Source organism: Providencia sp. PROV175, assembly GCF_032707045.1.
Lineage (GTDB): Bacteria > Pseudomonadota > Gammaproteobacteria > Enterobacterales > Enterobacteriaceae > Providencia > Providencia hangzhouensis.
The window spans coordinates 2502959-2526009 of sequence record NZ_CP120533.1 but is presented as its reverse complement, the minus strand read 5'-3'; the positions used below and the strand labels follow the sequence as shown (position 1 = coordinate 2526009).

34 protein-coding genes and 1 pseudogene are annotated in these 23051 nt (G+C 41.3%); 32 read left to right on the top strand and 3 right to left on the bottom strand.

What is annotated here, in order from left to right; translation table 11 throughout:
* Positions 1-9: 9 nt before the first annotated feature.
* The 3 genes from P3L44_RS11305 to P3L44_RS11295 are packed head-to-tail and all read left to right on the top strand — an operon-like array spanning position 10 to position 1469.
* Positions 10-255 (top strand): helix-turn-helix transcriptional regulator, encoded by a 246-nt coding sequence (locus P3L44_RS11305; RefSeq protein WP_140172376.1) that lies wholly within the window; start codon positions 10-12, stop codon positions 253-255.
* Positions 255-662, top strand: a complete 408-nt coding sequence (locus P3L44_RS11300; protein ID WP_004265094.1) for a hypothetical protein — start codon at positions 255-257, stop codon at positions 660-662. Before P3L44_RS11305 ends, P3L44_RS11300 begins: the two co-directional genes overlap by 1 nt.
* Positions 663-677: 15 nt before the next feature.
* Positions 678-1469, top strand: a complete 792-nt coding sequence (locus P3L44_RS11295) for an antA/AntB antirepressor family protein (RefSeq protein ID WP_196731549.1) — start codon at positions 678-680, stop codon at positions 1467-1469.
* Between the two features lie 634 nt (positions 1470-2103).
* On the opposite strand, the gene P3L44_RS11290 is transcribed toward P3L44_RS11295, so the two are convergent.
* Complete coding sequence (locus P3L44_RS11290; RefSeq protein WP_196731548.1) at positions 2104-2295, bottom strand: toxin-antitoxin system HicB family antitoxin; 192 nt, start codon at positions 2293-2295, stop codon at positions 2104-2106.
* On the opposite strand from P3L44_RS11290, the gene P3L44_RS11285 reads away from it, so the two are divergent.
* The 20 genes and pseudogenes from P3L44_RS11285 to P3L44_RS11190 all read left to right on the top strand — a co-directional run bounded on the left by P3L44_RS11285 (position 2294) and on the right by P3L44_RS11190 (position 16679).
* The gene (locus P3L44_RS11285) at positions 2294-2662 is read left to right on the top strand and encodes a host cell division inhibitor Icd-like protein (protein WP_316928239.1); all 369 of its coding nucleotides are present in this window, start codon (positions 2294-2296) and stop codon (positions 2660-2662) included. The two genes, P3L44_RS11290 and P3L44_RS11285, sit on opposite strands and share 2 nt — an antisense overlap.
* Positions 2655-2828: a DUF4222 domain-containing protein gene (locus P3L44_RS11280; RefSeq protein ID WP_004265088.1), complete on the top strand. Its 174-nt coding sequence runs from the start codon at positions 2655-2657 to the stop codon at positions 2826-2828. The genes P3L44_RS11285 and P3L44_RS11280 overlap by 8 nt, the downstream gene beginning before the upstream one ends.
* Before the next feature lie 111 nt (positions 2829-2939).
* Positions 2940-3967 (top strand): annotated as a pseudogene (gene istA, locus P3L44_RS11275) (IS21 family transposase).
* Positions 3964-4740, top strand: a complete 777-nt coding sequence (gene istB / locus P3L44_RS11270; protein ID WP_040133147.1) for an IS21-like element helper ATPase IstB — start codon at positions 3964-3966, stop codon at positions 4738-4740. The pseudogene istA and the gene istB overlap by 4 nt, the downstream one beginning before the upstream one ends.
* Before the next feature lie 245 nt (positions 4741-4985).
* Complete coding sequence (locus tag P3L44_RS11265) at positions 4986-5147, top strand: hypothetical protein (protein WP_004255433.1); 162 nt, start codon at positions 4986-4988, stop codon at positions 5145-5147.
* On the top strand, positions 5144-5323 hold the full coding sequence (locus P3L44_RS11260; RefSeq protein WP_004255431.1) for a hypothetical protein: 180 nt from the start codon (positions 5144-5146) through the stop codon (positions 5321-5323). Before P3L44_RS11265 ends, P3L44_RS11260 begins: the two co-directional genes overlap by 4 nt.
* The gene (locus P3L44_RS11255; protein WP_272662258.1) at positions 5320-5529 is read left to right on the top strand and encodes a hypothetical protein; all 210 of its coding nucleotides are present in this window, start codon (positions 5320-5322) and stop codon (positions 5527-5529) included. Before P3L44_RS11260 ends, P3L44_RS11255 begins: the two co-directional genes overlap by 4 nt.
* Complete coding sequence (locus P3L44_RS11250) at positions 5526-6110, top strand: ORF6N domain-containing protein (RefSeq protein WP_272662259.1); 585 nt, start codon at positions 5526-5528, stop codon at positions 6108-6110. The genes P3L44_RS11255 and P3L44_RS11250 overlap by 4 nt, the downstream gene beginning before the upstream one ends.
* Complete coding sequence (locus tag P3L44_RS11245) at positions 6107-6280, top strand: hypothetical protein (protein ID WP_004255426.1); 174 nt, start codon at positions 6107-6109, stop codon at positions 6278-6280. The genes P3L44_RS11250 and P3L44_RS11245 overlap by 4 nt, the downstream gene beginning before the upstream one ends.
* Positions 6280-6465: a hypothetical protein gene (locus P3L44_RS11240; protein ID WP_144140322.1), complete on the top strand. Its 186-nt coding sequence runs from the start codon at positions 6280-6282 to the stop codon at positions 6463-6465. The genes P3L44_RS11245 and P3L44_RS11240 overlap by 1 nt, the downstream gene beginning before the upstream one ends.
* The gene (locus tag P3L44_RS11235) at positions 6465-7079 is read left to right on the top strand and encodes a hypothetical protein (protein ID WP_272662261.1); all 615 of its coding nucleotides are present in this window, start codon (positions 6465-6467) and stop codon (positions 7077-7079) included. Before P3L44_RS11240 ends, P3L44_RS11235 begins: the two co-directional genes overlap by 1 nt.
* A gap of 59 nt (positions 7080-7138) precedes the next feature.
* Positions 7139-7513 (top strand): hypothetical protein, encoded by a 375-nt coding sequence (locus tag P3L44_RS11230; RefSeq protein WP_272662263.1) that lies wholly within the window; start codon positions 7139-7141, stop codon positions 7511-7513.
* Complete coding sequence (locus P3L44_RS11225; protein WP_272662265.1) at positions 7500-9902, top strand: primase-helicase zinc-binding domain-containing protein; 2403 nt, start codon at positions 7500-7502, stop codon at positions 9900-9902. The genes P3L44_RS11230 and P3L44_RS11225 overlap by 14 nt, the downstream gene beginning before the upstream one ends.
* A gap of 460 nt (positions 9903-10362) precedes the next feature.
* Positions 10363-10761, top strand: coding sequence for a ProQ/FINO family protein (locus P3L44_RS11220; RefSeq protein WP_272662267.1), 399 nt, complete (start codon positions 10363-10365; stop codon positions 10759-10761).
* Positions 10762-10835: 74 nt separating this feature from the next.
* A complete protein-coding gene (locus P3L44_RS11215; RefSeq protein WP_102139350.1) occupies positions 10836-11345 on the top strand; it encodes a hypothetical protein in 510 nt (169 codons plus the stop codon).
* Positions 11346-11525: 180 nt separating this feature from the next.
* On the top strand, positions 11526-11699 hold the full coding sequence (locus P3L44_RS11210) for a 3-hydroxybutyryl-CoA dehydrogenase (protein WP_102139349.1): 174 nt from the start codon (positions 11526-11528) through the stop codon (positions 11697-11699).
* Positions 11699-12037, top strand: coding sequence for a hypothetical protein (locus tag P3L44_RS11205; RefSeq protein WP_102139348.1), 339 nt, complete (start codon positions 11699-11701; stop codon positions 12035-12037). The genes P3L44_RS11210 and P3L44_RS11205 overlap by 1 nt, the downstream gene beginning before the upstream one ends.
* Before the next feature lie 13 nt (positions 12038-12050).
* A complete protein-coding gene (locus P3L44_RS11200; RefSeq protein ID WP_272662268.1) occupies positions 12051-15383 on the top strand; it encodes a hypothetical protein in 3333 nt (1110 codons plus the stop codon).
* 46 nt (positions 15384-15429) lie between these two features.
* Complete coding sequence (locus P3L44_RS11195; protein WP_166185453.1) at positions 15430-15795, top strand: HK97 gp10 family phage protein; 366 nt, start codon at positions 15430-15432, stop codon at positions 15793-15795.
* Between the two features lie 311 nt (positions 15796-16106).
* The gene (locus P3L44_RS11190) at positions 16107-16679 is read left to right on the top strand and encodes a hypothetical protein (RefSeq protein ID WP_272662270.1); all 573 of its coding nucleotides are present in this window, start codon (positions 16107-16109) and stop codon (positions 16677-16679) included.
* 184 nt (positions 16680-16863) lie between these two features.
* Here P3L44_RS11190 and P3L44_RS11185 read toward each other — a convergent pair whose 3' ends face one another.
* A complete protein-coding gene (locus tag P3L44_RS11185; RefSeq protein ID WP_196731539.1) occupies positions 16864-17379 on the bottom strand; it encodes a helix-turn-helix domain-containing protein in 516 nt (171 codons plus the stop codon).
* Positions 17380-17484: 105 nt separating this feature from the next.
* Positions 17485-17916: a hypothetical protein gene (locus P3L44_RS11180; protein ID WP_196731538.1), complete on the bottom strand. Its 432-nt coding sequence runs from the start codon at positions 17914-17916 to the stop codon at positions 17485-17487.
* A gap of 647 nt (positions 17917-18563) precedes the next feature.
* On the opposite strand from P3L44_RS11180, the gene P3L44_RS11175 reads away from it, so the two are divergent.
* The 9 genes from P3L44_RS11175 to P3L44_RS11135 all read left to right on the top strand — a co-directional run bounded on the left by P3L44_RS11175 (position 18564) and on the right by P3L44_RS11135 (position 23046).
* Positions 18564-18752 carry a hypothetical protein gene (locus P3L44_RS11175; protein ID WP_004266229.1) on the top strand — a complete coding sequence of 63 codons (189 nt, stop codon included), beginning with the start codon at positions 18564-18566 and terminating at the stop codon, positions 18750-18752.
* A 37-nt stretch (positions 18753-18789) separates the two neighbouring features.
* Entirely contained in the window at positions 18790-19209 is a 420-nt protein-coding gene (locus P3L44_RS11170; protein WP_004266228.1) for a DUF5681 domain-containing protein, read from the top strand.
* Complete coding sequence (locus P3L44_RS11165; RefSeq protein WP_105880968.1) at positions 19196-19417, top strand: hypothetical protein; 222 nt, start codon at positions 19196-19198, stop codon at positions 19415-19417. Before P3L44_RS11170 ends, P3L44_RS11165 begins: the two co-directional genes overlap by 14 nt.
* Positions 19401-19676, top strand: coding sequence for a hypothetical protein (locus P3L44_RS11160; protein ID WP_196731537.1), 276 nt, complete (start codon positions 19401-19403; stop codon positions 19674-19676). Before P3L44_RS11165 ends, P3L44_RS11160 begins: the two co-directional genes overlap by 17 nt.
* A 203-nt stretch (positions 19677-19879) precedes the next feature.
* Positions 19880-20068 carry a hypothetical protein gene (locus P3L44_RS11155; RefSeq protein ID WP_036960459.1) on the top strand — a complete coding sequence of 63 codons (189 nt, stop codon included), beginning with the start codon at positions 19880-19882 and terminating at the stop codon, positions 20066-20068.
* Positions 20069-20413: 345 nt separating this feature from the next.
* On the top strand, positions 20414-20986 hold the full coding sequence (locus tag P3L44_RS11150; RefSeq protein ID WP_187710248.1) for a cytochrome b/b6 domain-containing protein: 573 nt from the start codon (positions 20414-20416) through the stop codon (positions 20984-20986).
* A 621-nt stretch (positions 20987-21607) separates the two neighbouring features.
* On the top strand, positions 21608-21895 hold the full coding sequence (locus P3L44_RS11145) for a hypothetical protein (RefSeq protein WP_196731536.1): 288 nt from the start codon (positions 21608-21610) through the stop codon (positions 21893-21895).
* Between the two features lie 28 nt (positions 21896-21923).
* On the top strand, positions 21924-22130 hold the full coding sequence (locus P3L44_RS11140; protein WP_154632348.1) for a hypothetical protein: 207 nt from the start codon (positions 21924-21926) through the stop codon (positions 22128-22130).
* A gap of 94 nt (positions 22131-22224) precedes the next feature.
* A complete protein-coding gene (locus P3L44_RS11135) occupies positions 22225-23046 on the top strand; it encodes a GIY-YIG nuclease family protein (RefSeq protein ID WP_165880140.1) in 822 nt (273 codons plus the stop codon).
* Positions 23047-23051: the final 5 nt, after the last annotated feature.

Genomic DNA, 23051 nt, shown 5'->3' with positions numbered 1-23051 from the left:
GTCATACACATGGAAAAGAAATCACCTAAGCGCAAGCCTCGCGCTAAAATCAGTACACCATACCCTATGGACGGTTACGCCCGTCTACGTCATACAGCCGACTTTCTAGGCATTTCTGATGCTACTCGTTATCGCTGGGAGCGTGACGGTAAATTACCTAAGTCATTTGAGATTGAGAAAGGCTTTTTTGTCTATGATGCGAAAGAAATTCGCGCATGGGCTGAAGCTAAGAAATCACAAAGCGGGGTAGCATAATGGAAAAGAAAAACCGCCCTTGCGGAGGCGGCTTTGATATCAGTAATGATATTGGAAATTGCCCCGCCATTATAACCAAACGCACACCAAAAAAACAGCGTGGATTTATTTATATTGTTGGTTCTGGTGCAAACGGAATTACAGAAAATGACGGCCTGAAATATTGTCGCTTATCTTCATTCCGTAATTACTGCTCAGAACTGGAGCGCAAATTAAATATTAACTTAGAACGTATCGACGAACCGAACCCAGACGGTATTGGATCACATTACCGTTATCGTATTCGCAGTCAGAAAGACGCACAGAAGGTAATTAACCTCATCAACCAACGCGCCAATGCTGGCGGATATGAAGGTATATCGAAATCACAATCTGAATTAATTTTGTCGCAGTACCCTACCGAATAATAAGGAAATAACAATATGAAAAATAAAATGACCGTAATGGGTCAGGGATTCGCTCACCCTGAAAACCAAGTGGCTAATACTTTTGATAATTTAATTCCTGTTATTAATAACAATATTAACGGTAAAGAAATTCAAACAGTAAGTAGCCGTAAATTACACTCATTCCTGAAAGTTGGCCGTGATTATACGAGTTGGATTAAAGGACGAATTAAACAATATGGCTTTGTTGAGAATATTGATTATATCGTTGTAGAAAATTTGAGCTCACCAAAACGGGGGAGCGCAAAATTTAGACAGCAACTTGAACATGATTACATTGTCAGCCTCAACATGGGTAAAGAGTTATCAATGGTTGAGCGCAATGACCAAGGAAAGTTAGCCCGTCATTATTTCATTGAATGCGAGGAACGATTACGCAGGATCGCCCCTGAAGAACATAAAGCCGCTATACAGAACTGGCGTAAAAACCGCGTCGCAGCTTGTGAAGACCATAAAAGCATGGCTGAGGCTATGAAAGGCTATATTGAGCGCACAGGTGATAGCCAGAAAGGCTTTGCATATAGCAATGAATCGCGCTTTATCAATAAGCTGGTGTTAGGCATTGACCCGATAAAGTGGGCTAAAAACAAAGGGATCAAATCTAAAGAAGTCAGGGATAACATGAGCACAGAGCAGTTAAAACTATTGGCCTACTTAGAGGCTCGTAATTGTGCTTTCCTTGACTTAGATACACCTACAGCGCAGAGAAAGGCGCAATTAACTGAGTTGGCGCAACGTTGGTTAGTTCAGCGTTTGGAGGCTAACTAATGACGGCTATTAACTTACAAATGGTTAGTACACCCAAAGCGGTGTATCAAAGTTCAAATATTAATCAATTATCCCCAGAGTTGGGGAATATTGCCTACCAAGTGAATGATTCCCTACTGGCAGGTAATAACGTAAGTTCAACTTACACCCTTAATAATACTGTAGCTTTAAACTACGGTATTACTGGCAATCAATCAGACAAACTTTCGTCTGGTTACTCGGTCAATATTTTGGCTCAGCAACTGGCTAAAACTTTAGCCGATGTATCAGCGAAAATTTACGCCAATCAATCACCCAAATTTACGGGAAATCAATCTGGGGAATATTTCTCAGGTCAATCAGCAAAACATTTTGCCAATCAATTAATCCTAACCACCGTTGGAGGATGGGATAACAGCGAGAACCTAAAACGTGGAGAATTTACACCATTTGCGAAAGGTGACTTTTCTCATCTTTCTAAAGAGGCTAATTATCCTCATTGGCAAGGTTTAATCGGGGTCACTACACAAGGCAGAATTGAGTTTTTACAGTCCATAAAAAAGGGCAGCCAATCGGCTACCCTTGGAAACGTCGATATTAAATACCGAGCAAGTGAGAATATTAATATTAGCTTACTTCTCTGGTATGGCAAATATCAGTTTTTAGGCTCAACGCCTAATCGCTCTAACTCTTTTCGCCCAAGAGTTTTAAGCCAGTTACCTAAACTCATTCCAGCTTCAGATGCCGCAGATTCAAATTGCGCCTTAAGTTCTGGCGTGATCCTGATTTGGAATGTTGGAGATAATCCCTTTCCTTTTTCTGTTTTGTCTCTTTTTGGCGTTGACATGTACGTATGTAATCCCTTAGTATGTTATTTGTTATGTACGTACTCTAACATGAAGTGTGTGCAAAATAAAACGCCCTCGAATGATATTACCAGTATCACTCAAGGGCTGACCACCAACGATACTGATACTATCGAGGTAGCTATGCAAGATATTAACACACCCGTCACAGGGCGGACTAGTCTCACCCCTAACCAATCGTACAGATGGTTATTCCTCGCGTTAAACCGTAGCGATTACACCGCTAAACCTTGCCGTATTGTTGTTACAGCATCGAACGAGAACAGTGCAAGACTGATGCTTGTACGTGATTACATGCTGATATTCGCTGGTCGCTTACCTGCTATTGGAGGTAAACATCATGCGTAACCCTCAACCTAATGATTTCTACACTCACAAAAATAATGGTGAAACCGTCAAAGTTTTATCGGTTCAATTCAATCGTGTGACTTTTCAGCGAGACGGCTTTGATAGTCCTGTCATTGTTCCATTAAGCCAGTTCAGCAACGAATACACCTATGCAGGGAGGGCTTAATTATGGCAGATATCAACATTGTTACTGGCAGTGTAAAAATGACCCCATATTGGCAATTGAATTTTGACCCCTGACGTAATATTGCGGTTTTACTTGTGAGGCCGCTTTTCAATGTTAACTCAGGAGAAGGTTGTGACAATAAAAGTTCTCAAACAACAGGGGAAGTCGATCAAAAGGATTGCTCGTGAAACAGGTCTAGCGCGTAATACGATTAAAAAGTATTTGCAACGTACTGATACTAAACCTGTTTATCAGCGTAAAACTCATCGTCCAAGCAAACTAGAACCATTTAAAGACTATATTCAGTCTCGGATTGATGCGGCTCATCCTGATTGGATACCGGCATCCGTTCTTTATGAAGAAATTCTTGCTTTGGGATATCAAGGAAAACGTCGAATATTAAGTGGATATCTAGCGACTTTAAAACCTAAAGCATTGCCAGAACCTCTTGTACGATTTGAAACAAAGCCAGGAAAGCAGTTGCAAGTTGATTTTACCATTATTCGGCGAGGTAAACAGGCATTAAAGGCGTTTGTTGCAACGCTAGGTTACTCTCGAGCCAGTTATGTTCATTTTTATGACAATGAACGAACCGATGCATGGGTTGATGGATTAGTCCGTAGCTTCGATTTTTTTGGCGGTGTTCCTCATGAGATTCTTTTTGATAACGCAAAGGCGATCATCCTTGAGCGTGATGCTTACCGAGTAGGAGAGCATCGTTGGAATCCTAAGCTTTTATCTCTTGCTCAGGATTATGGTTTTAACCTGACCGTTTGTCGCCCTTATCGAGCCAAAACAAAGGGGAAAGTTGAAGTTAACGTTTTAACCGTTACCTAAAATCAAGCTTTGTTGTGCCATTACAAGCAACATTAAGGATGTCAGAGTTACAACTGGATGTCCAAACTGCAAATGGTTATGTCGGTTACTGGTTAACTCAAGTTGCCAATGCAAGAGTCCACGGTACGACAGGTGAAATACCGAACCAACGCTTAATCACAGAGCAGAATGCCTTACTGCCATTGCCGATAAAGTTTGGCAATATTGATAGCTATCAGAAGATAAAGATGACACCGATGCCATTTGAAAGCCTACAGCATCCGCTTAGCGTCTATGATCAACTGTTGCAGGGAACATTATGAATTTACAATCTGAACGTATTGCTGATGCTTGTCGCCAACTAGGACTCTACGCATTACCTGAAAGCTGGCCTAGGATTGCTGAAAAACACCTTGAACAAGAAGGGTCGTATGCTGACTTTATTGAAAAACTTCTGATTGAGGAAATCAATGCTAAGATGCAGCGTACTAAGGCGACACTCTTGCAGTTTGCAGGGTTACCTAACATCAAAACGCTTGAGGAATATGACTTTAACTTTGCTAGCGGTGTTCCTAAATCCCAACTAATTGAATTATCAGGTCTCAGTTTTATTGAACGTCATGAGAACGTTGTTATGCTGGGTCCGAGCGGTGTTGGAAAAACCCATTTAGCGATAGCTCTCGGCTATAAAGCGATTATGTCGAATATAAAAACGCGATTTATTACCGCAGCAGATTTAATGTTACAACTGGGAACCGCACATAATCAAGGTAAATTAAAATCCTACTTACAACGGGTTGTGATAAGTCCCAAGCTCCTAATTATTGATGAAATTGGTTATTTACCTTTTGGGCGAGAAGAAGCGAATCTCTTTTTCAACGTAATAGCCAAGCGGTACGAAAAAGGAAGTACGTTATTAACTAGTAATTTGCCCTTCAGTCAATGGGCAAGCGCATTTGCCCATGATACAACATTGACAGCTGCGATGTTAGATAGATTATTGCATCACTGTCATGTGATTCAAATTAGCGGTGAAAGTTATCGTTTAAAGGATAAGCGTAAAATAGGCATTGCGCCAATCGTGTCTGAAGTGTAGTCAATGGGGTCAATTGTAAATTGCCAACTGGAGCCTTAAAGGGGTCAAAATTAAACTGCCATTGACAACATTCATCAAGCGGCTGAAAAGGCGCATCAGGTTGAGTTAATTAACCTACTCATTGAATCACACCCTCACCAGTTACAAGACAGTGAAATATCCACTTTGGCTTCTCTTATGGCGAAGTTATCAGGTGATGTTTGTGTATTTCTTCAAGAGGAAATTGTGGCACAGGAGGCGAAAGCATGAGTATTTCACGCCTATCTGACGCATTGAACAAAATCCAACGCCTAGCAGAAGCCGCTTTGTCTTTATCAAATCAACGTGATGAAGCAGAACTCAAAATTCAGTTAATTGAAATTATCAGCAAAACAGCAGAAGAAGCCGTATCTGAGGGGGAAGCATGAGCAAGCCAATTCCATTAGACAGAGCCGCATATAAGGCGCAACAAAACAATTCATTGCTTGCCGTTATCTTGGAGCAAGTAAGTAGCGATTGTTCGCGTGAGTTAATCGACCTCGTTTCTATTGCGTATGACTTCAACGCAGAAATATGCGAATCCCTCGAGGAGGCGACCAAATGAAAACGATTAAGTTGAAATCTGGTGATGTGGCGGCGTTCGATGCTGTGAAAGATATTAATAACGAAATCCAATCAATTTTATTTCCATTAATTACAGCGGTTGAGAATGAAGCAGAAACCGACACTTATTACATGGCAAGAGCGTTAAAGCGCCTTATACATGAGCAATGGCGAGAAATAGCACGGTTTGAAGAGGTGATTAAATGAGACAGGTCACTATCAATGCCACCAGCCTAAGCCCATTTATGTATCAAGGTAAGCGAGTAGTTACCTTTGCCATGATTGACGAGGTACACCAACGCCCGAAAGGTACAGCAAAGCGCACATTTAACACGCACAAAAAACACTTCATTGATGGGGTAGATTACTTTTTGATCACTAAGTACGTAATACGTACCGAGTTGCCCGAACTGGAAATAGGCGGAAAAGCAAAAGAGCTAATGCTTATCACTGAGTCGGGTTATTTGATGGTTGCCAAGCCATTTACTGATGATTTGTCGTGGCAGGTTCAACGCTCAATGGTTAACAGCTACTTTCGTTTGTCTGAATTTCCCGAAATTAAACATATTCAAATCCCCACGCTGGCGGAACTTGAAGCCATGCCAATTGGTGAGGCTCAGAACTTGATTAGCAGTTTAGAAGCTGACTCTTATCAAGGTCACGGCAGGCGCGGCAGTTATGCCATGAACTTACGTCGTAAGGAGAAGAAAGCACTAAAACCAATGGTAATGGCTATTGAACAAGCCTCACAGCTACACATTCAGGATATGGGGGATTATCGCTCATGAGAACGTTTCAAATTGCAGGGTATGGCACGACTCCGAAAGGGTTAACGCTAGGTATTAGCAAACGTGTGATATCAGCCACCCAGAAAGACGCTCAATCGCAAGTGATGCGAGAAGCCCAACGTGACGGTTTAACCGATATACGAATTAACTATGTGCGTGAGGTGAAGTGATGGCTAACAAAGAGATGGTTTTATCACTGGAAGTGCCACGCATGAAAGTAAACCGAGTGTTGACACTGTTAAGCGTTTGGCAAGAGGCGAATCAGGACGAGGAGACCGCCCACATGATAGATGTTGTTTTCTCTATGGTGAGTGATGCTGTTAAGGCTATTGATTCTGCTATGGAGGGCAAATAATGAGCTTGTTTATCAAACGTAACGTTGCCAGCTTTGGTTATGGTGCCACAGGTGTATTGGTTGTTTATCGTGAGAATGGTCAGCTTAACGAGGTAATTAGCTACGACGATGCGCTTAAATCCCTTGATGCTGGTGATTTTGACACGGATTTGCTTATGGGGTTTGAGCTTGTATTGGCAATCTCAAAAGGTGAACGAGAACGCTTGTTTAACCCAACATTAGAGCAAACGTTGATTTTATGCCGTTGGGTAGTAGCAGCGTCATTTGTTCAAGAGTTAAGAGATAAACATGGCGTTATTGAACTCGACAATGAGCTAGGCGGCAAAGACATTGCCACGCTGTATTACAGCGATAACGGTTCGGGGATATCGGTTTATCCATCGGGCGAACGAGCGTTGTTAACTACGCATATGGAGGACTTTGTTTGTGAGCAATACGGGCAGGAAATGGGGCGGCAGTTAGTTATCAGGGCTTACATGGACTTTATCAATATGCAGCCAGAAGTGGGAAATCGTCTCTCTGAAAAAGGGCGAAAGGGGCTAACCATTTTGCATGATGGCCTTATGAAAATCGCTCGTTCTAGTGAAGTTTGCACTATGCCAGTGTTTCACTGATAGGGGGGGATCATGATTAACAATTTAAACCATTTACTGGCGAACAAAGGAGCATTTCAATGAGCAACATTATTCCATTCAAAACCCAAGCGAACTCGCTTGATGATGCGCTAAAAGCCTTTGCCTTTGCTGTATTTAAAAGCCGCCCTAATGACTTTGAGGAATGTTACACCTACACGGAAACATGCCAAGGCCGTACTAACAAGCAACAAATTTCACCGATTGAGTACCTTTGTTTCTTAACTGAGGTTTGTTTTATTGAGCCGTTAATAGACCAGTTTGAAGAATACGAAACGGCCGCACTGGAAGCATTAACCAAAGCGGTAGATTGTGGGCGTCTCACTCTGGAGGGTGAAGCGTTATATCAGTCTATTTTAAGTGTGTCGCATGAAATGGCTGAACCAGCAGGAGGCGCAGAGGATGAAACCGATTGATGTTATCCGTGAGGTGAAGCTGAAAGCGAATGGCCAATGGCAAAATATATTATCTAACCTCGGGGCAGAAGTGCCCCTAAACACTCACACGGCTTGTCCTCATTGTGGTGGTAAAGACCGTTTTAGATTTGACGACAAAGACGGCAACGGCACATTTATTTGTAGCCAGTGCGGCTCGGGCGATGGGTTGGACTTAGTTCAGCGTGTTCTGGGTGGTAGCGTGACAGAAGCCGCTTATGAGGTGGCTGGCATGATTGGAATTGATACCCGTTCAGATAATCCACCAGCCTACCATAGCCATGAGGTAAAAGCGCAACAGGACGTATTGAAAGCGCAGCAAGACCAGAGCCAAGCTAACGAGCAGATAGAGAAGCATAAACGTTTTACAGCGCGATACAACCGCACTATTGCCAATGCTAAACAGGGCGAGTCCGATTACCTCAAGGCGAAAGGATTTGATAGTACCACCGTGACCCTGTTAGCCGATGGTTCGCTGATTATTCCATTGATAGACACTGACGGCACAATCACAGCAGCACAAACCATTAAACCTAATGGCGATAAACGGCTATTACTCGATAGTGCGAAGAATGGCAGCTATTACCCTATCAATGAGCCTGTAAACGTGTCTACGGTGATTATCGCCGAGGGATTGGCAACCGCCATGACGTGCCAGTTAATCCAACCAGAAGCGCACACAGTAGCGGCAATTGATGCGGGTAACTTAATTCATGTGGCTAAGGTGATACGGACGAAGTACCCAGAGAGCCAGATTATCATTGCAGGTGACAACGATATTAAACCCGACCAATCAAACACAGGAAAGCTGGCGGCAGAAAAGGCAGCTAAGGCAGTCAATGGTATTACGGTTTTACCGCCTACCGAGGATAAAGCTGATTGGGATGATTACCGCCTATCACACGGCATTGAGGCAGCAATACAGGCATTTAATGAGGGGATTAACACCATGCAGGAAGCAAACACAGTTATCATTAATACCACTAAGGCGAAAAAGAAAAAGCGCGGTATTGATACTGATACCGATATTGCCAAATTAGCCCCGAATCAATTGGCTATGTTGCTGATTGAGCGATACGGACAATTAGCCGTTAATACAGAGTCATTGACGGTATACACCTATAGCGGGGTGATGTGGGAGCCAATTAAAGATAGTGAGCTTTCTCGCGAAATGGCTGACTTTTTTATTGAGAATGAAACCCACTTTAGTATGAGGCGGATCACTGGTGTCATTGATGTATTGAAAGTCATTGCTGAACCCATGGGCGAGTCTGACATTGATTTAATCGGTTTCACTAATGGCGTATTGAATACGAAAACCCATGAATTTAGACCTCACAACGCTAACGATTGGTTATTACATCAAAATGGGATCACCTATACCGAACCCGCAGCAGGTGAAAACCTGAAAGATAACGCGCCAAACTTTACCGCATGGTTATCTCATGTATCGGGAGGAGATGAGGCAAAAGCAAGACGTATCAAGGCTGGATTGTATATGGTGTTTGCTAATCGTCATGACTGGCAATTGTTTATCGAGGCAACAGGCGTAGGCGGCAGTGGTAAAAGCGTATTCGCACATATCGCTGAGTTGTTAGCAGGGAAACACAACACATCAAGCGGTGATTTAAAGGCCTTGGACGACGCGAGAGGCAGAGCGCAATTTGTGGGTAAAAAACTGATTTTACTCCCTGACCAACCTAAATATGTTGGTGATGGCGCAGGGTTAAAGGCGATTACGGGCGGTGATCCAGTTGGTATTGACCCCAAATACGAAAAGCAATTTTCTATGGTGATGAAATCCGTTGTATTCATGACGGGCAATAGACCTATGCAATTTACTGAGCGTAGTAATGGCGTTGGGCGTCGACGGGTTATTTTTCATTTCAATGAAACGGTGAGCGAGGATAAAAAAGATAAGAACCTGCCAGAAAAGATACAGGCTGAAATTCCTGTCATTATCCGTGACTTGCTGCGCGAGTTTCCAAACCCTGAGACGGCCAACAAATTACTGATTGAACAAAGAGGCTCTGGTGAAGCGGTTGATGTGAAGCGTGAAACTGACTCATTAATCGATTTTTGTGCCTACCTTGTCGCACTCGAAAGGGTTGAGGGTATGTTTATGGGGAATGCCAATATCTCACCACCCGCACCGAGAAAGTACCTTTATCATGCTTATATGGCCTATATGCAAGGGAACGGCAACAGGAACCCATTAACACTCACAACCTTTGGGCGTTCTATCGACGGTGCGCTCAAAGAGTTAGGAAAAAAATACATTAAAGATCGCTTTACTCAGGGGGTCAGAACAAACCTCGAATTAAACGAATTGGAAGCCGAGGACTGGCTACCACGAGTACCGACAAAATAACGTAAAAGTAAAGTTTTAAGTAAAACTGTTCATAGTGTTCATAAGTGAAAAATAGGTATAAATATCAATAAGTAATTTATGAACACTTGAAATTTAAGTATTCATTAAGTGTTCATGAGTGTTCATTGTTGATATGTAGACTCTGCATAAGTCTTCATAGGTGTTCATTGAAGTGTTCATATTTAATTAATTGTTATATATGGGAAATAACTTTTTATGAACACATGAACAGTTAGCTCATAAAACTTTTCACACCTTGCAACGAAAAATAATTAAGAGCATAAAAAATGACAAATCAATCGGAAATAGCGAAACAAAATTACATTACTTCACTGGCTGGCTTGAAAGCCGAAGGCCTCAGCAGCGAGGAGGCAATCGCTTTTTTGCTTATTCGAGAGCTGCGAAGTGTAGCCACTGAACTAGAACGCTTAGAATCGACAGTATCAGAGAGGCTGTAATCATGGATCAGAGAGCAACATTAACGCTAAAGCGTAAAACGACACAGGAAGCCCCACAGCAACCGAAGAAGAAAAACAAGGCAGATGTTCACGCGAAGAAGAAACAACACCGTATCGACCGTATAGCGAAGCACTGGACTCTATTCAGTGAACCAGAAGCCAAGCCGCTAATGATTGGTATCAAGGAAGCTATGATTGCTGAGGTTAAAGATAAAGGGCTGGATATCCCAGAGAGCCACATTAAACAGGGGTTACGGTCATACATCAGCCGCAAGGCATATTTGAAAGCTCTTACTCTGGGCGGCAATCGGTTTGATATGTACGGGCAACCTAACGGAGAAATCACACCCGAACAGCAAGCCATAGCAGAGAAAACGCTGGCGGAATGGGCTAAAAAATAGCAAGGTAACAACCGCCAAAGCATAAGCCGAGGCGGTTATGTATAATTGGCCTTATCAACTAAAAGGATAACCAAATGAAAAAAATCATGATAACGGCTTTATTGGCTTTGTTTCTATCGGGATGTGATAACAGTCCACCAGCACCCTACGGCTTTAAGTGGGGGCAATCGGTGGAGGATATCCAAAAGTTAAACTTAGATGGTGAAGGATGTAGTTTAGCTACTTGTACGTTAGAAAATACGCCAGATAACACTGATGGAATTACATTTTTAATATTTGCACCTGATGCTGGACTGGTGCAAATCTTACATTCTGAGGAACTGGAAAGAACCGATAAAAAAGATGTGATTGATAAGTTTACTAAAGTCACTAATAACTTAAAGTTGATATATGGTGAGCCTACTGCTGAGACAGCCAGAGTTGATGATGAAAATAATTTCTTTGATTGTTTAGATAAAATTGGATGTAGTGATATATCTGCAGAATATGATAATAACGGTTATAAAGCATCTGTATCTGTTGGGATAAGAAATAAAGATAAAAAATTAGCTATTCTTACCAATTATCTAAAACCCAAAAACTAGAACTCTTACCTATAAGAAAAGCCGACCTTGAGTCGGTTTTTTGTTGTCTTAATTTCATAAAAGTCAAAATAAGTAGAAAATATTTCTACATTCATAATTATTTATAGCAATATATTATTGTTTATTTTTTGCTCTGGATTATAATTGTAGTGTATATAACAACAGGGTGGATAAATAATCATGGATAAGCCAAAAAGAACCTTCAAAGCAGTGTCAATTGAAAGCGACATAGTAGATCGCGTTAAAAAATTTAAAGAAAAACAGGGTGAAAAAGATGTTTTCATTCAACGAGCGCCTATTAGCCAATTGATTCAAGGGCTATTAAGTGATGCCTTACAGCGTGAGGGGTTCTAATGGAAAAGTTACAGCAGTTAGCAAGTACCATAGCTCAGATTTATGTTGATGGGCTAAAAGCGGAAACTGGAACAACATTAGTGACTTATAACGGCATTACAGGCGAGGTGATCCCTGAATTGCTGGCGGCAGGGCTATTTGATAATGCGGTATCAATTGTTAAGTCTCGCGGTGAGTCGTTCGACGTTGAGAGTAAGGCCTGTGATTTATTGCGTCCGTATTTGAATGTATTCACTAAGCCATATTCCATCACAGATCAGTGTATTTATGTGATTGGCGAAATGACACGCTTTGCATTACGTGACGGTAATGTCAGCGGGTTATCAGCGAAACATTAAAAGAGAGGTCATTATGTTTGAGATTGATGGGGTTGAAATCATCATTAAAGCTGATACCGAGGGCGTTCTTGAGGCGGGGAAAGCGGTTAGAGAAACAAAACGGAAAATGGCTGAAATGGGTAAACAGGCCGATGATACGTCAAAAGCCTTTTACCGATTTGATAAAACAGCAATCGCGGTTTCCAGTGCGTTAAAAATGCCTGAAATTAACCGATTATCACGTCAAATGAGCGAGTTAACGGGGCAAATTGGCGCAGCGTCAGCCGCAACAGATAGAGCAACTAACGCGAATGCGCGTTTTACAGGGATAATTAGTAATGTCTCTGGGTTATTAGGTGCGGGGTATATTTCTAATATTGGTAGTGCGACCTCCTCACTCTTACAGCACACTCAAGGGGCAATTAACGCCACACAAGCCGAGGTTTCACATACTCGCGCTATTCAAATGAAAGCACAGGCATTACAAGCCGCGGCCTCCCAAGAAGTCATTAACGCTAGAAATCTGACGGTATCAGCACAAGCCGAGTTAAAAGCGGCTCAGGCAGCGTTAGAGCACGTTTATTCACTAGAAGCGGCTAACGATGCCAAGCAACGTGATTTAGAGTCACTGAGAGCACGACAGGCGGCACAGCTCAAGGATGCCGAAATAACCTACCAAATGGCAGCGAGTGAGGAAAATCTACAACGCGTCACCAAAGCCAGCAACGCCCTACATGCCACAGAAACCAAAATCAAAACGCATTTAGCCACAACAGGGAAAGAAATTGCGCGTGTTGAGGCTCAAGTCGCTAAAGCGAAAGAAGTTGAAGCCAACGCAACCCATAAATTAAATGTGGCATTAGCATTAGAGCAAAAAGCGAAAACCACACTAGCGACCACAACGGACGCAATGACCGCAGCCAATAACCGCGCAGCCCAAGCCGCTAAAACTCAGTCTATGGCTATGCAAGGGTTACGGGGCGCGGTTGGGTTATTAGGTGGTCCTACTGGCGTATTCTTTTTAGCTGCCGCAGGTGTTTACGCATTGTATAACGCCATGAACGATGACACCGCCACTAAAGAGTTTAATGACAGGGTAGATCAGTGGATTGATAAAATTGACGAACTGTCGGCAAAACAGGCGCGTGTTGTCGCTAACCGCTTAGGCGAGAAGATAGCGGAAACAACCACAGAGCTAGATGGACAGAAAAAAAGTCTTGAAGCCGTAAACGAAAAGCTACGAAATCATAGAGAAGAACTTGGCAGAATTGAAAAAGGAATTCAGGATCTTAAAAAGCAAGATGGAGAAGTTAGCCCATCATACTCGTTAGATGATTTCGTTAAGGAAATTGAAAAACTCACCAAGAAACAGCAGCAATATGAGCTACTTATTTCAGAAGGCGAGCAAAATATTCGTCGCTGGACGGTATCACAAGGCAAAGCCGCTGATATTGCTAAGGTTAGAGCGCAACAAACGGATGAACTGACCAGAGCCGATTTAATTTATCAACGCCAAGCTAAAGGCGTGATTGATGCTAATCAACAAGTAGCCCGATCACTGGAATTAGGCAGCGAGGCAGCAGTTAAGAAAGAGCAGGCTATCAAAGAGCTAGAAAAGGCGTTAATTGCTGACGGCTTTGTTAAAGACTCTGAAATATTTAAACAGAAAATCCAAGAATTAACGGATGAGTTTGATAAAACGGTCAGCTTGAACCTTGCTAACTCGCTTACTGAGATTGAGCAGCGCACCCAAGCCCTCACTATTGGCATGAAAGACGGTAAGCCGGCACTGGATGAATACAACGCCTCGTTGCTCCTTATGCAAATGGGATTACAACAAGGTTCAGCGGCCTACAATACCGAACTCCCGAAAGCCATTGAAGCCATACGTAAGTTACGTGAAGCCCAAGAAGCCGCACTAAGCAGTAAATCAAAAGGCAACAAGTCAGCTAAAGCCGCCAACCAAGCGAATGAAGCGATAAAACGTCAGAGTGAGCAATTGGCCACACTGAAAAAACGCTATAGATTACTGGAAAGTGGCGCAGCCGATGTTAACCGCGAAATGGCAATCTATGAAGCTGTTCAGCGACTTGGAGCACAGGCAACAGAGAAACAAAAAGCGGCTATCTCAAAAGAGGCTGCGGAACTGTTTGACCTCAATCAGCGCGTGAATGATTTCATTGCGGCTCAGGAAATCACCCCAGAATTAAAACTGGCGCATACCTTTGGTGAGGAAGTGAAAACCCTCAAGCGTTTGTTAGATGAGGGATTCATCAACAAGGAAGATTTTGAGCGCATGGGGCGTGAGGCGATGGTGTCATTTAATCAGGGAATGACCGATATCAAAATCAACGCCTCAGTCAATTATATTGAGGAGAACCGCGCTAAATTTGACCCAATTCAGGCATTGGCTAATGAGCATACTCAGAAGTTGGCCATGATGAAAGAATACAAGGCGCAAGAGTTACAAATACTCAATGAAGCCTATGCAAAACAACAAATTAGCCATGATCAGTTCACCGCATCCAAAGCGGCAACCGATGCGCAATACCAGCTACTCAGAACCGCAGCAGAGAAAGAGTATCAACAGCAGCAGTTAGCGGCACAATGGGAGTTAATGAGACAGCAGAACCTAGGCTATGAGATGTTAGCCTCGGCGGTTGATTCTCTGGCGGGTAATGTTTCAAACGTCATGACAGGGTTAATCACTGGCTCAATGGATGCGTCCGAGGCGTTGCGTTCGTTAGGTAATACGATGCTAAACAGTGTTGTAAATTCCATTGCTCAGGTTGGCGTGGAGATGCTTAAAAACTTCATCCTGACCAAAACAATTGGCGTTGCTTCACAGGCAGCGAACGCAGCGGCAGCAACAGCAGGAGGCGCGGCAGCATTAGCGGCTTGGACACCAGCGGCAATCGCGGCATCTATCGCAACAGGTGGGGCGGCATCAGGAACGGGATTATCAGCGTATACAACCGCACAGGCCGCAGGGAAAGCTACATCGATGTCAATGATTGGCTTTGGCGGAGGGCGTAAGAATGGCGGGGTAGTTGATGCGAGTAAATATTATCGTGTCGGTGAAAATGGTAAGCCTGAGATATTCCAAGCGAGTACGGGCAAGCAATACATGATCCCTGGTGACAATGGGCGAGTTATATCAAACAAAGATTTACAGGGCGGACGTGGCAGTAGTGTTAATTTCAGTGTGGTAATTGAAAACCATGTGGCAAATGCCGCCATCGAACCAAGAATGGAAAAAGGGCTTACTGGTGAAGATGTGGCAAGGATCATTATCACTGATATGAATGAGAAAGGGCCCATACACCGTTCAGTAATCAACAACACAACAGCAGGCCCCAAAATATAATAAGTATGGGCAGATTTCTGCCCTTTAGTTTTATTGGAGTACAGCAATGATAAAAGTAAAAGTTGTCAGTAAAAAAGGAAATGGTAGCTTTGACCGCTATGTTAGCCATGTTCAGCAAAGAGTGTCTTTAGCTATGCAGCGGTTTCTTATCGACGCTGGAGCACAAGCCGCAGTCTATACGCCTATCGATACTTCAACTTTGATTAATAGCCAATTTCGTACAGTTACAGTTAACGGCACACGAGTAACGGGGCGTATTGGTTATTCCGCCAGCTATGCCGCGTATGTGCATGACCCGAAAGTTAAGCAGAAGTTTAAACGCCCAACGGCTAAAAAAGAGTTCCTGAAAAAAGGTGTTGAGGAAACATTACCCAATTTAGCTAAGTATATTCAGGAAGAATTGAAGCGTTAACTTGGTACTTTCGTGACCAGTACGCGCGCGAGGGGGAAATATGACTTTTCGGGCACGTTGCGGATGGTAGTTAGAGAGTTTTTACACATCGTAGAACGGGAGTTTTTACACACGCTAAACAGAATTATCGGACACGTTAGCGGCTAGTTTTCGGACATCGTAGCAAGAGTTTTCGGAGTCTATAAAAAGAGAATATTAATCTCACCTTGAAATAGGCTTGTATCTATTGGTATCACAGGGATTAACGAAGTAATGAGAATGACAATTTATAAAAAACTTATATTATTTCGGATTGAAAATGGCGAGGCATTATGAGACCACAATCAAGGCACTATACGGACGCATTACCAACTATCGGGCATGGCACTATAGCTGCTATCAGAAAGTTTAAAAATAATGGTGAAGGGCTACAGTGGGATACTAGCGCAGGTAAATTAATCATTGGTAAAAATGGTGATAATTACTTGGTTGTTATAGGCGATAAGCGATTCTCTCTATCACTAGTCACTACTCAAGCAGGTTATGGCGTTCGCTATTGGTATTCATGCCCCTATTGCCGTAAACGTAGAGCAGAGCTTTATTTTAGTCGTAAAGATTTAGCCTGTAGAGCGTGTTGGAATTTCCACTATGCCAGCCAGAGTGAAAACAAGCTTGACCGATTAAGGCGCAAGGTGCGAGTAGGTCGCTTTGCTATTTGGGGCTATAGTTCAAATGTTAGCGATTTAACTAAATATGTTTATAACTTTAGAAAACCCAAAGGCATGAGGTGGGCTACATTCGATAAGTTAGTAGCAGAACAGGCAAGATTGGAAGAATATTACTGGCAGGCATTTATACCATTTGTCGATAAATTAACGTCAGGTATTAAGATAACGATAACCTAATATTTTCACGCAGTACCACCTCACGAAACCTCACGCATTAATCCTAACGTTAAAGGTTTAGGTGGGGAAAGGATTTATAGCTAGAGCTATTGGGTAGAGCAAAGATAATAGGATAGCAACCTGTTAACTCTGCTCTATTACACATTAATTAAGCGTATTTGGTTTTAAGATTATCTGAAACTAGCTAATTGATTTGAAATGGAAACTGATCAATGACCTCAAGCTGCTGCTGCTTGCATTTAGGAAACAGAGCAAACATAAAAACAGTTAAGCCATCAACATTTCCATTTTGATAAAAAATTGGCCCATTTAATGCAGACGGCATTATATTATTCATATTAACCCTACGTTTATAACCGGGTGATGAGTAATATTCTTGAGATGCTTTTAGTAGGTCGTCATCTTTATCTTCTAAAGACGATTGCAATATACACCAACCTTTACTGCTTAATAATGCTGCGTAGCGTTCTGCTGTAGCCATGACTGCCGATGGAGAAACCATTAACGCTCCACAGTAAGCAAGAAAAACATCCATTGTTAACGGGCTCTTCCCAGCCTCGATTTTCGCTAAGGAGCTTGGGCTTTTTCCAATACGTTCAGCTAATTGAGCTTGGTGAATGCCTCTTTCAAGCCTTAACTCCTTTGTGGGTAGGAGCAAAATAGTTGTAAAATTAGTTTGTTTTGGAGATTCATTTATCATCTTTATTTCCTCGGGCAATTAAATTTCCTACATGTATAATCTCAGGAAATCTTGTGTCTTGCAAGGAGATTGTTGTATTAGGCCGAGTTCGCAGCGATAGGTATTTTAAACATTAAGATTAGAATTAATTTTACCAATAATATCCTTGTGACGCTTCCACGCTGAATAAATATCCTTATCCCACGCTTTACCGCCTTTAGTTTGATAGCCAGCCTCGTTAATTCGTTCAGCGATAATACGCCCGTTATCTATACCCTCTGATAGCACCAAATTAACAACAGAAACGACAGCAGACTCATTATAGGTATACGGTGGAATATCAGCCTTACCAGCAATCAAAGACGCCACAGACGATTCTAGGCGTTCCACCAGCGACAGTATACGAGCATCAGGATTACTGTCTGGGCGGTTTAGCTTCTCTTTGATAGCGGAGACTATCCACGCTGTTTTATCGGTACCAGAGTTCGATACAGCATCATTAAACAAGGCTTGAAGTTCAGCAGGTAGACGAAAGGCAATAAGATTAGATTTACTCATGATAATAGTCCGTTATTAGCTCAATGAGTGCTTATTATATCAGCGTATAACGATGTTATACAGATTAGGAAATGTAAAATTGCTGGTGGATTTAACGAGTAATTGTATAACTTAATATAACAAAGTCAGGGTAATTTACTGTAAAACAAGCAAAGCGTATTATTGCGCCTTGTAACTAACTGAATATATGGCAAAGCTCAAATTTGAGCACAGCCTAATTTTACCAATAGAATCAATCGGCTCATTTTTGAGCCTGTATTTATCAATAAAAACAGTGCCCTCGAAATTGAGGAGGGTTAACGATTGTGATTATGGCCATAGTCGGAAAGGGTGACAGTTGAAATTCTACCCTTGATACTGAGGACGGCTTGAAATGAAGCTCTCATATCAAAACCACAAATTAGTGCCTTTAGCCAAAGTAGCTAAATATTAGCCAGTACAGCTAACCACTCAAAAACACGGTGTAGTTATTTTGATATCAAAAAGAATCGCGGTAATAACGTACCGAAATGGTACTAACATAAACCACGGTGATATATCTAAAGAGAGAACAACCCTCAAACGTTTACTTCTCATTGTGTTGCTATAATAGGGATAATAAATATAATTATTGCAAATACTGAAATATTAAATGAGAGGTAATCTTTATGGCCTATAACCCTAACTTTAAACCTGTAATGTTAACGATGGCGCAGATGGAGAGAATCCGAGCTATTCAGGATGCCGAGAAAGATAAGTCACCACTGAATCTAGCCCCAACAATTAACGCGATCGCCAGAAGTTTAGTAGATACCGCACTCAATCAAATGGAAAAACAAGTTAATGCCGTTCGGTGAGTTACTTTCTGGATGGCTTATCGTAAGAGGTAAGTAAATGAGTAAGCACCCTACAAGGTGGCAAAAAGGACAATCTGGCAATCCATCAGGTAGACCGGGCAAAGGCGCAGAAATAAGGCGTAACCTCATGGATATGACCCCGCAAGCGATTAAATCAATTCTTGCTGGCATTGAAAGCGGTGATGCTACTTGCCTAAAGATATGGGCTGACCGTTGCGACCCCGTTTCAAAATCCACTATTCAGCCTGTCGAATTCCTTTGTGACACTACAGACTTATCAAGCGCAGCTTTGAGCGTTGTATCGGCTATCAGTCAGGGGCTAGTCCCGCCAGATGTGGGAACCGTGATTTTAAAAGGTATTGCTGATGCTTCTAAGATTATCGAGGTTGAGAGCTTACAGCGTGAAGTTGAGGCATTGAAAGAAGCTATGGAAGAAATCAAAAATGACAATTCGTAATACGTTAAAGCAGATTCGAGAGCAAATATCAGTTATTAAGCCTGACGATAGAATTACAGCAATTAAGCTAATGGCGGTTGAAAAAAATCAAGATACGGGAGAGTTGTTCTATTCAGGCCATACGCTTTATGACATTAAAACAAGGGAATCAGTAACAGAAATATACTCAGATAATGACGAGAGGCGAACTTATGAGCACAAAGGTTAGAATTAAACAGATTAAAACGATGATTAAGCAATATGGCGTTACGGGCGAAAATGCCGATTCTATGGTGATTAAGGCGATTATGGATGAGATAGCTGGAACTAAACCAGATGGTACAGCCGATAAAATAGCGGAGCAACTACATAAGCGCACTGGCTATACTTTCCCAGCAAGCGAAGAACTAAAGCAACTCTTTTCATCGCGTCCTGATAGCACGAAAGAACAGGGCGATAATACAGCCGAAATTATTGTCAAAAGTTGACATTAGAACCTGACAAAACCTGACATCACGTCGAATAAATTTCTAAACCCCGTAAAAAATTAAATGGTACGCAGTAGGTACGCAGCGAAATGATATTATTCGTATCGGTAACTATTTGATTTTGTCGAGACTGTCACTTTGGGTTATTCCAATTCAGCACAATCAAGGTATAGCGATAATCACAACACCTTTGATGTATAGCCATGTTACAACGTGAAGCAATAGAAGCCGTTATGATGGAGTTAGCCCACCAGCAAGGACAATCACTCAACGGACGCGATAGGTTAGCCATTAGAACAGGTGTAGCGCAGACGATACAGGCTAAAGAGCGTCACAGACGGAGAATGACAGCACCTACCTACCAATGGACTAAGCCAGCACCGAAACGATAATAGGTTGCCTTAAAATCAAGGAGACATGAGGATCTGAAATTGGAGGCTCGTCACTGGCTGGCAATATTCTAATCATGGCCATGAGATAAAAGTAACCACAATGCAAATAAGCATTGCGATACCCACAGGACAATTTTGTCCTTTGAATATTAATTTCATACTGATAATAAAAACATCTCATAACGATAAATGTATTCATCTTAAAAGGACGGTCGTAATTAATTGGTAGATGTGAACTATATTTCATATAAAATATTCTACGCTTAGGACTTAAAGCCATAAACAAGAGTGTTATAAGCTATTAAATTGTGTCTGTGAGAAATATTATAAAAAAGGTGAAGCATTGTGAGCATATTAAAATCGATTTGGGATTTTTTTGGGCTTTATCAGACTAAAAAAATAAGAATTTTACATGTGTTAATTCTACTTTTAGTGATATCGCAAATCATTGTGAGTAATTGGATGACGGGTACTAAGTCAGTAGTTATTCCGTTTTTTGAAGAGACTTATTTATTCACTTGGATTCATATCGTTTCAGGCTTTGTGCTTTTTTTCTTAACGTTCTTTTTAGTCGTGTTATGTTTTCACCAGAGAGGGTTTAGATATTTTTATCCCTATCTTTGGGGGGATTTTAAGCAAATCAAAGAAGATATAAACTCTCTTTTAGCTAAAAAGCTACCAGACAGCTCACCGAAAGGGCTTGCCGCTACAGTTCAAGGGTTAGGGTTAGGTGCTTTATCAATTGTTATTTTGTCTGGTATTGCATGGTTTGTTCTATGGTTACAGCAGTCTCCACTTGCTTTAGAGGCTAGAAGTATTCATAAATCACTCACAATTTTAATTGAGATTTATATTTATGGTCACGGTGGTTTAGGGATTATTCATTTTATAATTTGGAAAAAAAGTAAAAATAAATAGGTTTACTTGATACCTCATTGGCAATATGGGTGATTAGTCGCCCATATTCATTAAATGATATTTTGTTGCAATCTGTAGATGCTAATAAGTTACCGTGACGCAAATATGTGTTACTTAGTAAATCAATAGTTTATCTACTCTGAACATGAATGACTAAAGCTAAAATAACGGTCCTATTACGGTCCGTATAACGCGATTGAACGGCAAGATTACGGCAAGGTTAAACGGGGATGTTACGGGGAGGATTAAGCCAATAACGGTGAGATTACGGTGAGGTGTTAACCCTGATGTTACCCTAATGTTTCAAGTGGTCGCTGTGACCTCTCGTAATGCAAACAATGCGTTGCCACCTCTTACCATTGGTCACTGAAACGATGACCAATGAGCGTTAATCTGGTTTTGTGACAGAATTAAACGTTATCAATCAGTTATATTTTGATTCCGTCGATTTAACGGAATTAAGCATAATCAATAGCTTATAGATACATACGGGATAATCCCGTATCATCATGGATAAATTAACGTTTAGATCACCCCTAGAAATTAGAATTATTATCCGATCTTCCAGAGTCCTACTAGCATTATATTTTAACCACTAGCTTATATTGTGATGGTATCAAGATGAATAAACCAGAAATGAGAAAAGCAAAATCAATCAGGATCACCACGTCAGGAATGGTAATCAAAGCCCCTGAGCGAGTTAAAACAGCCACAGGTAAAGTTATGGCCACAATGACTATTCAGGCCGAGAGCGACAAGCGTAGCTCGTACCCATTAAAGATAGTAGCATTCGATATTAACGCGCTGGAGCTAATGACCTGCCAGAAAGGAAATAAAGTAACCGCGACAGGTCGCTATGAATGGTTTAATGGTTATCAGCTAACAGGGGCGCAGATAGTTAATTATTAGGTTTGTACTGGTTACTTTTGGAGAAAATATGTTTAAAACTGGAGTGATTAGAGGGAGCATTAAATCCCCTACGGTAAGAAAATCGGCGAGATTTCAGATATGGGAAAGGCTAGATAAAGGAGAGTCATTAAAAAGCATTAAAGAAAATCCCCCACTGATGCAAAATGGAGTAGCTACAAAAGACAGCAATATTGATATAGAGCATTATCAATGGGATGTTTGGTCTAAATTATAGAACAATACTAGATATTGCGTTTTATAAATATTAACAAATCACTTTCTTGTATAAAGTAAGTTGCTAATTTCGTAACTAGACATAAGGTTATAATATGCAATTATTTCAGTATGTAAAACTGCTATACCCTGAATTTGAAGTAAGTAAAACAAAGGTTCATTTAGCTAGATGGAATGGCAAAGATAACCCTTTAGATCAATATATAGAATCTAAGTTTGACGAATGGCAGTCATACCAAACGAGAAAAAATTTTGAACGTAAATTTGTTATATCTCTTATACAAGCAGGACGTTCTGGAAGGTGGCTTTTTGCTGGTTTGTATATTAGCGATGGATGTAATTCGTACGAAAAGAATGGAAAAACAAAGTATAAATATAACTTGGTGAAAGTCAGCTCCACAAGTGAGTATGAAGGGCGTTTATATGTTTATTCGGCATACAAGGCTAGAAATTCTTATCCTGAAGCAAAAACATTATCAGAAGATTTAGCCATACATGAGATAACACCGCAAAAAATAGGATTTAAGAAATTTCAAAGTTATAAGACAATCAACCTAACGCGAAACGAACTAGGTAAGATAATTGAAAATGACTTAAGTTCTTGGAAATTTGCTTTAAAATCTGTGAAAGGTATTTATGTCTTAACTGATACCAAGACGGGGCGTTTGTATGTTGGTAAAGCTGATGGGCAAAGTGGAATTTGGGGGCGCTGGTGTCAATATTATGATAATGGTCATGGAGGCAATAAGGGGCTGAAAGAAGAGTTTAACATTACAAATGAAGAAAGATTAAATGATATAAAATTTGCAATACTTGAAGTTCTAGATATTAATTCTAGTGAAGAAGATGTATATGAAAGGGAATCATATTGGAAAGAAATATTAGCTTCTCGTATTACTGGATATAATCTGAACTAGATAGT